Here is a 14,165-nt window from a genome sequence, read left to right on the forward strand (position 1 = left end):
TCCCTCGCCCCGCTCTTGCGGGGAGAGGGTTGGGGTGAGGGGCCGCTTCCGCGAGTTCTGCACGCCGAGAGACCTGTACCCCCTCACCCGGATCGCATCTACCGATGCGATCCGACCTCTCCCCGCAAGCGGGGCGAGGTAAGAAAGGACGCCCTACCCCTTCACGTCCTGCTTTTCCGAGGCCGTGGTCGGCTTGCCCTTGGCGCCGGCGCCGGTGACGCGGACATGATCGCCGTCGGCAAGACCGTCCGGCGGGGCGGTGATGATGCGGTCGTCGGGCGCGAGGCCCGAGGCGATCTCGATCTCCTTGCCGAGGTCGCGGCCGATCTTCACGGTCTTGAACAGCACCTTGTCGTCAGGGCTGACGGTCGCGACCCGCAGGCCGCTGCTGTTGAAGATCAGCGCACTGGCGGGAATGCTGAGCGGCGTGGAATCACGCTGCAGGTTCAGCTTCACGCTGGCATAGCTTCCCGGCATCAGCTCGCCGGAGGAATTGTCGAGCCCGAGCTGCATCCGCGTCGTGCCAGAGGCGACATCGACCGCCTGCGAGGAGGCTTCCACCGTCGCCTGGAAGCTGCGGTTCGGGTAATCCGGCAGGTTCAGCGTGGCCTTGGCGCCGATCTTGATCGCCGGAACGTAGTTCTGCGGCACGTTGACATAGACGCGCAGCTTGGTGATGTCGGAGACCGTGAACATCGCCGGACCGGAGTTGCCGCCGGCATTGATCAGCGCACCGACATCGGTGTCGCGCGAGGTCACCACGCCGTCGAACGGCGCCGTGATCTTCTTGTAGCCGGCAAGCGCTTCCAGCCGCTCGACATTGGCCTGGCCCGCCCTGACCGCGCCGTTCTTGTTGGAGAGGTCGGCGGTGCGCTCGTCGATCTCCTGGGCCGAGACGAAGTTCGAGGCCACCAGCGTCTTGCGCCGGGCGAGCGTCGCCTCGGACAGCTTGGCCGAGGCCTGGGCGCTGGCGAGATCGGCGCGCGCCTGCAGCAATTGCTGATCGAGGTCGGGCGCCTCGATCTCGGCGATCACCTGGCCGGCCTTGACGCGGGCGCCGATGTCGGCGTCCCAGGTCTTCAGATAACCCGACACCCGGGCATAGATCGGCGCGCGGGAATAGGCCTCGAGGCGGCCCGGCAGGTCGATCGTGGGGCTCAGCGCCTTGGCGTTGGGCAGCGCCACCGCGACGGTCGGAATGGCCTGGTCGTCAGTCCATTCCTTCAGCCTGGTGTCCTGCTCCTCGCGCGCGCGGATCCCGGTGCCGACGATCAGTCCGGCGCCGACCAGTGCAACCACGCCGAATATGCCCAATCTCCGGCGGGACACCGGCGGGCGCTGTTCAGTGGGCTGCATGCGGAATCTCCGATGAGGCGGCGACTTTGGCGCCTTGCTTCTTGTGTACCATACTGAATACCACGGGAACAAACATCAGCGTCGCAAAGGTGGCGAAGATCAGGCCGCCGATCACGGCACGGCCGAGCGGCGCGTTCTGCTCGCCGCCCTCGCCCAGCCCAAGCGCCATCGGCGCCATGCCGATGATCATCGCGAGCGCGGTCATCAGCACCGGGCGGAACCGGACGAAACCGGCCTCCAGCGCCGCCGCGACGGGATCGCCGAGCTCCTCATAGCGCTCGCGGGCGAAGCTGATCACCAGCACGCTGTTGGCGGTCGCAACGCCCATGCACATGATGGCGCCCGTGAGCGCCGGAACCGACAGCGTGGTCTCCGTCGTGAACAGCATCCAGACGATGCCGGCGAGCGCTGCGGGCAGCGCCGTGATGATCACGAACGGGTCCGACCAGGACTGGAAGTTCACGACGATCAGGAAGTAGATCAAGACGACCGCGCCGAGCAGGCCGAACAAGAGGCCGGTGAAGGCGGAGTTCATCGTCTGCACCTGGCCGAGCAGCACCACGGACGAGCCTTTCGGCACCTCCTTGGCGGTGTCGGCGATGAGTTGGCGCACGTCGGTCGCGACGCCGCCGAGATCGCGGCCCTGCGTCGTGGCGTAGATCTGCACCAGCGACTGGATGTCGTATTGCGACACCACCGCGCTGGAGGTCGCGCGCTTGATGTCGGCGATGCCGCCGAGGATCGGCGCCTGGGTATTGCCGGCCGCGGTGATCGGCAAGGTCTGCAGCGCGCTCAGCGAATCGATCTGGTACTGCGGCGTCTGCATCACGATCGAATAGGACACGCCGTTGTCGGGGTTGAGGTAGTAGGTCGGCGCGACCTGCGAGGAGCCGGCGAGATTCACCACCAGCGAATTGGTGACGTCGCGCTCGGTCAGGCCGACATATTGCGCGCGGGTGCGGTCGACATCGATGTTGAAGGTCGGATTGTTCGGCGACTGCTGGATCCGCGCGTCGGCGATGCCGGGAATGCGCTTGATCTTCGCCAGCAGCTTGTTGGCATAGGCGTAGTTGCCCTCGAGATTGGCGCCGCGGATCTGCAGATCGATCGGCGCCGGCGCGCCGAAGTTCAGGATCTGGCTGACGATGTCGGCCGGCAGGAAGGAGAAGCTGGTGCCCGGGAACAGCCGCGGCAACTGCTCACGCAGCGTGCGGACATGCTGTTCGGTCGGCTTGTGACCTTCCCTGAGCTTGATCTGGATGTCGGCATCCTGCGGCCCGATCACGCCGGTGTTGTTGTAGGTCAGGTTGATGCTGGAGATCGGCATGCCGATGTTGTCGGTCATGGTGTCGATCTCGCCCGGGATCAGCTTGCGGATCGCCTTCTGGACATCCGCCATCTGGTTGGCGGTCTCCTCGACGCGGGTGCCGACCTGGGTGCGGACATGCATCAGGATGTTGCCGGCGTCGACTGCCGGGAAGAAGTTGCGGCCGAGGAACGGCACCAGCAGGAACGACACGGCCACCACGGCAAGGAAGCCGCCGACGAACACCTTGCGGTGGCCGAGCGCCATCGCAAGCAGGCCATGATAGCCGCCGCGGATACGTTCGAACCGGGCTTCGAAGCCGCGCTGGAACCAGACGAAGGGATTGCGCGACTTCGGCGGCGCGCCCTCATGATGCACATGCGGCTGCAACAGATAGTTCGCCATCGTCGGCACCAGGGTGCGCGACAGGATGAACGACCAGATCATCGCGAACATGACCGCTTCGGCCATCGGCACGAACAGGAAGCGCGCGACGCCGGTGAGGAAGAACATCGGCACGAACACGATGCAGATACAGAGCAGCGAGACGAAGGCCGGCGTCACGATCTGGTTGGCGCCGTCGAGGATCGACTGCTCGACCGGCTTGCCCTGCTCGAGATGGTAGTTGATGTTCTCGATCGTCACCGTGGCGTCGTCGACCAGGATGCCGACCGCGAGCGCAAGGCCGCCGAGCGTCATGATGTTGAGCGTCTCGCCGATCAGGGACAGCATGATGATGGCGCCGAGCACCGACAGCGGGATCGACACCGCGATGATCACGGTCGAGCGCCAGCTGCCGAGGAACAAGAGGATCATCACGCTGGTCAGCAGCGCCGCGATCACGCCCTCGAAGGCGACGCCGGTGATCGCACCGCGGACGAACACCGACTGGTCGCCGACGAAGCCGATCTTGAGCGCGTCCGGCAGCTGGTCCTTGACGTCGATCACCTTCTGCTTGATGCCGGCGATGATATCGAGCGTCGATACCGCGCCGGCCTTCAGCACCATCATCAGCACCGAGCGGTTGCCGTCGACATGGACGATGTTGGTCTGCGGCGGATTGCCGTCGCGGACGGTGGCGACGTCGCGCACATAGACCATCGCGCCGTTGACGGTCTTGATCGGCAGGTCGCCGAGCTCCTCGATCTTGAGCGGCGAGTTGTTCAGATTGATGGTGTATTCGAAACTGCCGATCTTCTGGGTACCAACCGGCGTGATCAGGTTCTGCGCGGCAAGCGCGTTGGCGACGTCCTGCCCCGACAGGCCGCGCGCCTGCAGCGCGGTCGAATTGAGGTCGATCTGGATCTGGCGCTGCTTGCCGCCATACGGATACGGGATCGCGGCCCCGGGCACCGTGACCAGCGGCGTGCGCAGCTGGTTGATGCCGATGTCGGCGAGGTTCTGCTCGGTGAGGCCGTCCCCCGAGAGCGCGACCTGGATGATCGGAACCGTCGAGGCGCTGTAGTTCAGGATCAAGGGCGGCGTCGCGCCCGGCGGCAATTGCTTCAGCAAGGTCTGGGCGATCGCCGTGACCTGCGCGTTGGCGGTGCGGATATCGACATTGGGCTGGAAGAAGATCTTGACGATGCCGATGCCGTTATAGGAGTTAGCAACGATGTGCTCGATGTCGTTGACCGTCGTGGTCAGCGTACGCTCGAACGGGGTCGTGATACGGCCGGACATCTGGTCCGGCGGCAGGCCGGTGTACTGCCAGGCCACGCCGATCACGGGGATGCGGATTTCGGGAAAGATGTCGGTCGGCGTGCGGAGCGCCGCCAGCGGTCCGATAATCAGCAGCAGGATCGCGAGCACGACGAAAGTATATGGCCGGCTCAGCGCGATACGAACCAGTGCGATCATAAAAGCAGCATTCCCGAAATGAAGCCCGCCCCGGGCAGAGGAATCGACATTGCAAAAGCCGTTCCGATAGCGGCCGATTTACCCGATGCCGTGCGAAACGCCAACCCGCGGAGCCGCGGCGGCCTTCACTTCCTTGGCATCCTTCGTGAGGCCGCGGACGCGCCGGACAAGGCGCAGCCGGTCACGATCGCGTCGTCATCAAAAAGAGACAGCCCTGCTGCAAAAGCGGGCTGGCCGAGGATGCGGTTTCGGCCGCCGCGGGCTAGCGCATCGCTGCCCTGCAAAAATGCAAAACGTGGTGAGCCGGTCGGCCCACCACGCTTGTGTTCGTTGCCCGATGCAGATCGTTCGGGCCGCGGGATCAGGCCGCGCGGACGGCGTCGAGGAACTTGCCGACCTCGAGCTTGAGGCGGTTGCTGTCACCCGAGAGCGACTGTGCCGCCGACAGCACCTGGCTCGAGGCCGAGCCGGTCTCATTGGCGCCGTGCTGCACGTCGGTGATGTTGGCCGAGACCTGCTGGGTGCCCTGCGCCGCCTGCTGCACGTTTCGGGATATTTCCTGCGTTGCTGCGCCCTGCTCCTCGACCGCCGCCGCGATGGTGGACGAGATCTCCGACAGCCGCTCGATGGTCGAGGAGATTTCCTTGATGGCACCGACCGACTCCTGGGTCGCGGTCTGGATGCCGGCGATCTGCTGGCCGATCTCCCCGGTCGCCTTGGCGGTCTGCTCGGCCAGCGCCTTCACCTCGGACGCCACGACCGCGAAACCGCGGCCGGCCTCGCCGGCGCGCGCCGCCTCGATGGTGGCGTTCAGCGCCAGCAGATTGGTCTGGCCGGCAATCGTGTTGATCAGCTCGACGACGTCGCCGATCCGCGCAGCAGCCTTCGACAGCTCGCTGACGCGATCGTTGGTGGTACGCGCCTGGCCGACGGCGTCACCGGCCATCCGCGCCGATTCCTGCACCTGACGGCTGATCTCGGTCACCGACGACGACAGCTCTTCGGTCGCCGACGCCACCGACTGCACGTTGGTCGAGGCCTCCTCGGACGCGGCCGCGACCGAGGTGGTCAGCTCCTGCGAACGCCTTGCGGTCGACGACAGGGTGCTCGCCGAGGCTTCGAGCTGGGTCGAGGCCGACGACACGGTCTGCACGATCTCGCCGATCATCTGTTCGAAATTGCGGGTGATGGTGTCGACCCGGCGGCCGCGCTCGATCTTGGCTTCGGCATCGGCAGCCGCGGCTTCGTCGGCCGCCTTCTTGGCGACCAGGGCTTCCTTGAACACCTGCAACGTATCGGCCATGGCGCCGATCTCGGTCTTCTCACCCTGGTGCGGCACGACGGCGGTGAGGTCGCCGCGGCCGAGCGCCTGCATCGGGCTGACGATCGAGGCAATGCCTGCCGAGATGTCGCGAACCGTGTAGAGGCTGACGCCGACGCTGATCAGGATCGCCAAGCCGAGGATCACCGCGACCATCATCAGGGCCGAGCTGTAGTTGCTCGCGGAGTCCTGGGCGGCCTTTTCGGCACCGACATTGTTGAGCTCGATGTCCTTGTTGAGGATTTCGTCCGCCTCGAGGCCGATCTTGTTCACGACCTTGGTATTGAGCTCGTGCGCCTCATGGGGAAGCTTGCCGGCTTCCTTGCGCGAGATGGCCATCACCTCCTCGGTGCCCTTCCTGTACTTGTCCCAGGTCTCGGACCACTGTTGGTAGAGCGCGCGCTCCTCCGGAGTGGCAATCATCGGCTCGTACTTGGCGCGGGCCTTCGCGCTCATCTCGACGACACCGGCGAGCGTCTTTTCCGCCGCCAGCTTCTCTTCGAGCGTTTCCGAGAGCATGTGCTCGCGGATCACGTTGCGATAGGTGATCACCCCGGCGCGCAGCTCACCGAGCACGCGCACGCTCGGCAACCAATTGGTCGTGATGTCGACCGTGCTGGCGTTGATCGCCCGCATATTCCAAACTGCAAGCAGGCCCATGCCCGTCAGCGCGACGAGCAGGAACGCAACCGCGGCAATGATCTTGGCGCGGATCGAGAATTTGGCGAACATTATGATGTCTCTGGGGTGCCGGGCTCGCGAGGCCCGTTCGTGCGGGAAGATGACTGATGGCGCTGCGGGACGCCGCAGATATCAAAGCCAGCCCCCCTCCTTAAGTAGGGTTAATTTGCTTACCCGTTGAACTACGGAGATACCCGTCATTGCCGTGACATGACGCGCGAAAGGCGCATCAAGATGCGCGAGCGGCGCATCAGGGCATCAATGCCAATGCATCGGAGAAGAACTCCGGCCCGCCGAAATTGCCCGATTTCAAGGCAAGCACCATCTCGCCACTGCCAGCACCGACCGCGCGCAGAACCGGCACGCCTGCCGCGATTTCCGCCCCGACCAGAAATCCCGGGATGCGCAGGCGATCGACCACGGCGCCTGAAGTTTCACCACCGGCGACCACCATCCTGTGCACGCCGGACTGCACCAGCCCTTCCGCGATGTCGGCCATGGCCTGTTCGATAGCATGTCCGGCTGCATCGCGGCCATGACGCGATTGCAGAGCTGCGACCTGATCCGGGGTCGAGCTGCTGGCGATCAGGACCGGCCCCTTGCCAAGCCGCTCCTTGGCCCAGGCGAGCGCGCGCTGTGCCTCGTCCTTGCCGGCGATCACCCGCTCCGGGTCGAGGTGCAACACCGGCATCACCTTCTCGGCGCCGGCGATCTGACGCAGGGTCGCCTGCGAGCAACTGCCGGCGAGGCAGGCCGCCGGCCCGCCGATCGCGGCCGTGGAGATTGCCTCTCCGACAGCCGATTTGGCCTTGCCCGTGGCGACCAGCGCCCGTGCCAATCCAAGCCCGATCCCGGAGGCGCCGACCGACAGACGGTGATCCAGCGCCACCTGCCCGATGGTCTCGAGGTCGCGGTCGAACACCGCATCGACAATGGCAGCGCCGATGCCGCCCCGCGCAAGGTCGGCGAGCTTCGCCCGCACGGCCTCGGCGCCGCGGGCGAGCGTCGCCAGATCCACCAGGCCGATTTTGGTCTGGCTCTGGCGCGCCAGCACGCGGACCAGGTTGGAATCATGCATCGGATTGAGCGGATGGTCCTTCAGCGGGCTCTCGTTCAGCGGCACGGAGCCGACGAACAGATTGCCCTGATAGACGGTGCGGCCGGTTTCCGGGAACGCCGGCGTCACCAGCACGATGCTGTCCTTGGAATCCGCGCGCAGCGCGTCCATCACCGGGCCGATATTGCCGGCGTCGGTGGAATCGAAGGTCGAGCAGATCTTGAACAGGACGTGCCCGGCGCCGCGGTCGCGTAGCCAGGCCTCCGCGGCACGCGACCGTGTCACGGCAAGCCCGGCTTCAATCGAACGGCTCTTCAGCGACACCACGACGGCGTCGACCTCGGGCAGCGCGAGATCGTCCGCCGGCACGCCGATGGTCTGCACCGTGCGCAGGCCGGCGCGGGTCAGCGTATTGGCGAGGTCGGAGGCGCCGGTATAGTCGTCGGCGATGCAGCCAAGGGCCAGCGTCACGATCTTGCTCCGGCATAGGGCTTGAACCAGGCCAGACCGTCCGTGGTCTTGCCGCGCGGATTGTATTCGCAGCCGACGAAGCCGCCGTAGCCGAGCCGGTCGAGCTCGCCGAACAGGAACGGATAGTTCAGCTCCTCGTCATCGGGCTCGTTGCGCGAGGGGATCGAGGCGATCTGGATGTGGCCGATGATCGGCATCATCTCGCGCAGCCGCATCGTGACGTCGCCATGGATGATCTGGCAGTGATAGATGTCGAACTGCAGCTTGAGGTTCGGGATTTTGAGTTCACGGATCAACTCGTACGCGAAGTTGAAGTCGTTGAGGAAATAGCCCGGCACGTTGCGCGGATTGATCGGCTCGATCACGACGTCGAGGCCGTGCGGCGCGAAGAATTCCGCAGCGTAAGCGACCGATTTGTAGAAGGCTTCGACGGCATGCCGATCATTGCGATCGGCAATCCCCGCCATCAGATGCACCCGCTTGACGCCGGTCGCCTCTGCATAGGGCAGCGCGGTCTTCAGGCTCGCTTGCAGATCGGCGAAGCGATCCGGCAGCGCGGCAAATCCCTTCTCGCCGGCGTTCCAGTCGCCCGGCGGCAGGTTGAACAGCGCCTGCGTCAGCCCGGCGCCTTTCAGCCGCTTGCCGACCTCCTCGGCCGGATGGTCGTAGGGAAACAGGAATTCGACCGCGGTAAAGCCCGATTTCGCCGCGGCGTCGAAGCGGTCGAGGAACGGGACTTCGTTGAACATCATGGTGAGGTTGGCGGCAAAGCGCGGCATTGCAGGATCCTCTTATTTCGCGCCGGGAAGCTTGGTGCCGGTGACCTGGGCATACATCCGCGCCACCGACGCATCGTCGTCGCGGCCCATGCCGGCGGCCGCCGTCATCAGAAACATCTGCAGCGCCGCGGCCGAGACCGGCACCGGGAACCGCGCATTGCGCGCCATGTCCTGGATGATGCCGAGGTCCTTGACGAAAATCTCGACCGCGCTGCGCGGCGCATAGTCGCCGTCGAGCACATGCGGCATGCGGTTCTCGAACATCCAGGAATTGCCGGCGGAGGCCGTGATCACCTCGTAGACTTTCCGGATATCGAGGCCCTGCTTGGCGGCAAAGGCAATCGCCTCGGAAGCGGCCGCGATGTGCACGCCGGCCAGCAGCTGGTTGATCATCTTGAATGCGGCGCCCTGCCCGGCGGCATCGCCGAGTTCGTAGAGCTTTGCCGCCATCGCATCAAGCGCCGGCCGCGCCTTCGCGAACGCCGCCGCACTGCCGGAGGCGAGAATGGTCAACTCGCCCTGCGCCGCGCGCTGCGCGCCGCCCGAGATCGGCGCATCGAGATAATGCCGGCCGGTGGCTTCGAGCTGCTTGGCGAGACGCCGCGCGATCTCGGGATCCATGGTCGCCGAGGAGATGAAGACAGCGTCCTTGGCCAGCGTCTCGGCGGCGCCGTCCTTACCGAACAGGATGGCCTCGGTCTGCGCCGCATTCACGACGACGCTGACGACGATGTCGGCATCCCTGGCCGCCTCGGCCGGCGTCTTCGCACCCTTCCCGCCATCGGCCACGAAGCGCGCGACGGCATCGGCCGACACGTCGCAGCCGGTCACGACGAAGCCGGCGCGCTTGAGCGAGGTCGCCATGCCGTATCCCATCGAACCCAGTCCGATGACGGCGACGTGCAGTGTTGCGGAACTGGACATAAGGCGATCCCTGAGGATTTTTGGTTGTTTGAGCATTTTCGGAAAACCGGCTTTCGCCTTTCCCGATCAAGCGCGTTGCTGCTTGCCTATCACGGCTTGGCCGCGCTGCCAAAGCATGAGACAAAGCTGAAAACGGATGGCGGCAAAGATGACGCCGAAAGCGAAACCCGGATGAGCGAAACAAAGCTTCGTGAAGACATCTGCCGCTTCGGCCGCTCGCTGTTCGAGCGCGGGCTGACGCCGGGCTCGTCGGGCAATATCAGCGTCCGGCTCGACGACGGCGGCTGGCTGGTGACGCCGACCAATGCCTCGCTCGGCTTCCTCGATCCGGCGAAGATGTCGCGGCTTGACAGTGGCGGCCGCCTCGTCTCCGGCGATGCCCCTACCAAGGAAGTGCCGCTGCACACCGCGCTCTACCAGACGCGCACGAGCGCCGGCGCCGTGGTGCACCTGCACTCGACCCATTCGGTCGCACTGTCGATGCTGCCCGAGATCGATCCGCGCGCGGTGCTGCCGGCGATGACGGCCTATTACGTCATGAAGTGCGGCCAGACCGCGCTGGTGCCCTATTATCGCCCCGGCGATCCCGCGGTCGCCGACGCGATCAGGGGGCTTGCCGGGCAATATTCATCGGTGCTGCTCGCCAATCACGGCCCCGTCGTCTCCGGCGACACACTGGAAGCGGCCGTGTTCGCGACCGAGGAACTCGAAGAAACCGCCAAACTCTATCTGCTGCTGCGCGGGCTCAACCCGCGCTATCTCTCGCCCGAACAGGTGGCGGATTTGACCAAGGTGTTCGGGCTGACGTTGCCGGAGCATGGGCATTAGCTTTCGTCGTCCTGGCGAAGGCCAGGACCCATTACCCCAGGATGCAGTTGCGGCGCGACATGCCCGGACATACCACGCACCACACGGACGACGGTGGTAATGGGTCCTGGATCGCGCTCGCTTGGCTCGCTTGTCCAGGACGACGGAGAAACTACAGCCCCAGATACGCCTTGCGCACGTCCGGGTTACCGCTGATCTCGGCCGCGGTGCCCTGCATCAGCACGCGGCCGGTCTGCAGAATGTAGGCGCGGTCGGCGATCTCCAAACATTCGGCCATCCGCTGCTCGACGATCAGGACCGTCATGCCGGCGTCGCGGATGCGTTTCACGGCTTGGAAGATCTCGTCCACCAGTTTCGGCATGATGCCCTGCGACGGCTCGTCGAGCATCAGCAGCCGCGGCCGCGTCATCAGCGCGCGGCCGATCGCGAGCATCTGCTGCTCGCCGCCGGACAAGGTCTCGGCGCGTTGCTCGAGCCGCTCGCCGAGCCGCGGGAACAGATTGAACACCAGATCGAGCGGCGCATCGCGGTCGGACTGGCTGCGATAGAGATAGCTGCCGAGCCGCAGATTGTCGCTTACCGAAAGCCGCGGAAACAGCCGGCGGTTCTCCGGCACGAAGGCGATGCCGCCGGCCGTGATGACATGCTGCGGCTGGCCGTCGATGCGCGTGCCGTCGAAGGTGACGGTGCCGGCGCGCGGACGCTCGGCCCCGGCAATCGATTTCAACAGCGTCGACTTGCCCGCGCCGTTGGCGCCGGCGACGCAGACGATCTCGCCCTTGGTGACGTCGATCGACACCGAGGAGATCGCAACCAGGCCCTGATAGGCGGTGGTGACTTCACGCACCGACAGCATGACGATCCCCGAGATAGGCGGAAATGACTTCCGGATTGCGGACGACTTCCGCGGGCTTGCCCTCGACCAGCACCTTGCCGAGATTGAGCACGATGGCGCGGTCGACCAGCGGCATCACGATTTCCATGACATGCTCGACCATCAGCACGGTGACGCCGGTGGCGCGCACCTTGCGCACAAGCTCGACGCCGGTCTGCGCCTCGACCGGCGTGAGCCCAGTGAGGACTTCGTCGAGCAGCAGCAGCTTCGGCTCGGTCGCCAGCGCACGCGCGACTTCGAGCCGGCGCTTCTCCGACGGCACGAGATCGGCCGCCAGCTTGTCGGCGCGCGCCGCAAGACCGCAGAACTCCAGCACCTCATAGGCTTTCTGCCGCGCGATCCGCATCTTGGTATTGCGGATCAGCGCGCCGACGATGACGTTGTCGATCACCGTCATGGTCTCGAAGCTCTTGACCACCTGGAAGGTGCGCCCGACGCCGCGCTGGCAGCGTTCCGCCGCCGGCAGGCGGGTGACGTCCTCGCCGTCGAAGATGATCGAGCCCTGGGTCGGCGGCAGCACGCCCGCGATCAGGTTGAACAGCGTCGACTTGCCGGCGCCGTTGGGGCCGATCAGGCCGACGATCTCGCCGCGCCCGACCGAGATCGAGACATCGCTGTTGGCGACGAGGCCGCCGAAGCGCTGCCAGACGCCGCGGGTTTCGAGGAGAGCGGTCATCGCGCCGCCTCCTTGCGCCCGGTGAGCATGCTGAACACGCTGACCAGCCCCTTCGGCAGCGCCAGCGAGATCGCGACGATCAGCGCGCCGTAGACGATCAGGTCGACGCCGCGGCCGGACCCGCCGATGAACGAGCGCGTCAGCTCGGTGAGCGGGATCAGGATCACCGCACCCAGGACCGGGCCCCACAAGGTGCCGATGCCCCCGAGCACGGCGGGCAGCGCCATCAACAGCGAGAACTGGAAGCCCATCACGCTCTCGGGATCGATATAGGAGACGAACTGGGCATAGAAGCTGCCCCCGACCGCGACCAGGAACGCCGAGACAGCCGCCGCGCCCATCTTGGAATTGAACACGACCACGCCGAGGCTTTCGGCTGCGTCGGGATTGTCCTTCACCGCGCGCCACCAAAAACCCCATTTGGAATCTTCCAGCCACCAGGTGACGAACCAGGCGATGCAGGCCAGCGCCAGCGCGAAATAGAAATACGGCAGCTTCGAGCGGGCGAACTGGAATTTCAGCCAGCTGTCGCCGCGCACCGGGATGTCGATGCCGAGGGCGGCGCCCGCCCAATCCCAGTTCTGGATCAAAACCAGCGCGATCTCGGCGATCACGATGGTCGCGATCACGAAGTAATGCCCGCGCAGGCGGAAGCAGGGATAGCCCAGCGCCATCGCGATCACGGCCGAGATCGCCCCGCCCGCCAGCATGCCGAACCACGGCAGCACGCCGAACTTGGTGAACAGCAGCGCGGTGGTATAGGCCCCGAGCCCGAAATACAGCGCATGGCCGAGCGAAATCTGCCCGCAATAGCCGGACAGGATGTTCCAGCTCTGCGACAGCGCGGCATACATCAGGGTCAGGACCATGATGTTCTGGACGTAGACGTCCTTGACGAACAGCGGCACCAGCGCGGCGACCGCCGCAAGGCAGGCCGCCACGATCAGGTCACGCCTGCGGCGTTGGGCGAAGTGGGTGTCCATCACATCGATCCGAACAGGCCGCGCGGGCGGACAAAGACGACCAGCAGATAGACGGCATAGATGCCGACCGATTTCAGCGACGGCGGCAGGATCATCGCCGTGGTCGCTTCCACCAGGCCGACGATGATGCCGCCGGCAAAGGCGCCGAACACGCTGCCGAAGCCGCCGAGCGCCACGGTGACGTAGGCGATCAGCGCAAAGGAGGCGCCGACGTCGGGGTAGATGTAGAAGAAGATCGCCATGATGGCGCCGGCAAGTCCGACCAAGGCCGCGCCGAGGCCCCAGCCGAGCGCGAACACCCGGTTCTTGTCGATGCCGACCAGGGCGACCGCACCGGCGTCCTCGCGCGTCGCCTCGAGCGCGCGGCCGAAATCGGTGCGATTGATGAAGAAGTAGAGCGCGACGAAGGCTGCGATCGACAGCATCGCGCCGATCAGCTGCGGCTCCGGCAAATAGATGCCGGCAATCGATATCGTCTTGCCGCCGACCCAGGAGTTGGTGACGCTGCGGTAGTCCGGCGTAAAGAAGAACTGGGCCAGACCCCGCATCACGATCGCGAGGCCGAAGGTAGAGAAGATCTGCACCATGCCGGCATTGGCCTTGGCGCGCATCGCGAAGCGGACCACCAACAGATAGACCACCGCGCCGAACACGAACAAGGCCGCGGCAACCAGCGGCGCCGCCAGCAAGGGATCGATCGCGAAGAACGCGAACAGGAAGAATGTCGCGTACATCGCGATCATCAGGAACTCGCCGTGAGCGAAATTCACGACGTCCATCAATCCGAAGATCAATGCGAGGCCGGCGGCGATCAGTCCGTACAGCAGCCCCATCAGGAGGCCGCTCGCCAAACTCTGGATAATGGTCTCGGCTGTCACCGCTGCGTCCCGGTCAATGTATGGCCCCGGTGTCGTCCTGGCGAAGGCCAGGACCCATTACCACAAATGCATAGGGAGAAAAGACAACAGCCTATCATCGCAAAACGCCTGCCTGTGGTTGCGCGACGAGTGCAAGCACTCGCGCGGGGG

At 65.5% G+C, this 14,165-nt stretch carries 11 protein-coding genes; 1 reads left to right on the plus strand and 10 read right to left on the minus strand.

From position 1 onward, the window contains the following. Positions 1–153: 153 nt before the first annotated feature. The 6 genes from ACTUWL_RS05070 to ltnD all read right to left on the minus strand — a co-directional run bounded on the left by ACTUWL_RS05070 (position 154) and on the right by ltnD (position 9,755). Entirely contained in the window at positions 154–1,356 is a 1,203-nt protein-coding gene (locus ACTUWL_RS05070) for an efflux RND transporter periplasmic adaptor subunit (protein WP_021076187.1), read from the minus strand. Next, complete coding sequence (locus tag ACTUWL_RS05075; RefSeq protein ID WP_021076188.1) at positions 1,343–4,522, minus strand: efflux RND transporter permease subunit; 3,180 nt, start codon at positions 4,520–4,522, stop codon at positions 1,343–1,345. Before ACTUWL_RS05075 ends, ACTUWL_RS05070 begins: the two co-directional genes overlap by 14 nt. Positions 4,523–4,883: 361 nt before the next feature. Next, positions 4,884–6,575, minus strand: a complete 1,692-nt coding sequence (locus ACTUWL_RS05080; protein ID WP_021076189.1) for a methyl-accepting chemotaxis protein — start codon at positions 6,573–6,575, stop codon at positions 4,884–4,886. Positions 6,576–6,774: 199 nt separating this feature from the next. Continuing rightward, positions 6,775–8,052: a 3-oxo-tetronate kinase gene (gene otnK, locus ACTUWL_RS05085; RefSeq protein ID WP_021076190.1), complete on the minus strand. Its 1,278-nt coding sequence runs from the start codon at positions 8,050–8,052 to the stop codon at positions 6,775–6,777. After that, positions 8,049–8,831: a 2-oxo-tetronate isomerase gene (otnI, locus tag ACTUWL_RS05090; protein WP_021076191.1), complete on the minus strand. Its 783-nt coding sequence runs from the start codon at positions 8,829–8,831 to the stop codon at positions 8,049–8,051. Before otnI ends, otnK begins: the two co-directional genes overlap by 4 nt. A gap of 12 nt (positions 8,832–8,843) precedes the next feature. Continuing rightward, positions 8,844–9,755 carry an L-threonate dehydrogenase gene (gene ltnD / locus ACTUWL_RS05095; RefSeq protein WP_021076192.1) on the minus strand — a complete coding sequence of 304 codons (912 nt, stop codon included), beginning with the start codon at positions 9,753–9,755 and terminating at the stop codon, positions 8,844–8,846. A 171-nt stretch (positions 9,756–9,926) separates the two neighbouring features. Here ltnD and otnC point away from each other — a divergent pair, with 171 nt between their 5' ends. Next, on the plus strand, positions 9,927–10,583 hold the full coding sequence (otnC, locus tag ACTUWL_RS05100; RefSeq protein ID WP_035649668.1) for a 3-oxo-tetronate 4-phosphate decarboxylase: 657 nt from the start codon (positions 9,927–9,929) through the stop codon (positions 10,581–10,583). Between the two features lie 151 nt (positions 10,584–10,734). On the opposite strand, the gene ACTUWL_RS05105 is transcribed toward otnC, so the two are convergent. From ACTUWL_RS05105 to ACTUWL_RS05120, 4 genes are read right to left on the minus strand one after another with little or no spacing between them, the layout of a single operon-like run. After that, entirely contained in the window at positions 10,735–11,439 is a 705-nt protein-coding gene (locus ACTUWL_RS05105) for an ABC transporter ATP-binding protein (RefSeq protein ID WP_021076194.1), read from the minus strand. Beyond that, positions 11,423–12,154, minus strand: a complete 732-nt coding sequence (locus tag ACTUWL_RS05110) for an ABC transporter ATP-binding protein (RefSeq protein ID WP_021076195.1) — start codon at positions 12,152–12,154, stop codon at positions 11,423–11,425. The genes ACTUWL_RS05105 and ACTUWL_RS05110 overlap by 17 nt, the downstream gene beginning before the upstream one ends. Beyond that, positions 12,151–13,137 (minus strand): branched-chain amino acid ABC transporter permease, encoded by a 987-nt coding sequence (locus ACTUWL_RS05115; protein WP_021076196.1) that lies wholly within the window; start codon positions 13,135–13,137, stop codon positions 12,151–12,153. Before ACTUWL_RS05115 ends, ACTUWL_RS05110 begins: the two co-directional genes overlap by 4 nt. Continuing rightward, the gene (locus ACTUWL_RS05120; protein WP_448214123.1) at positions 13,137–13,970 is read right to left on the minus strand and encodes a branched-chain amino acid ABC transporter permease; all 834 of its coding nucleotides are present in this window, start codon (positions 13,968–13,970) and stop codon (positions 13,137–13,139) included. Before ACTUWL_RS05120 ends, ACTUWL_RS05115 begins: the two co-directional genes overlap by 1 nt. Between the last annotated feature and the right edge of the window lie 195 nt (positions 13,971–14,165).

This window comes from Bradyrhizobium sp. WCU1 (assembly GCF_053474805.1).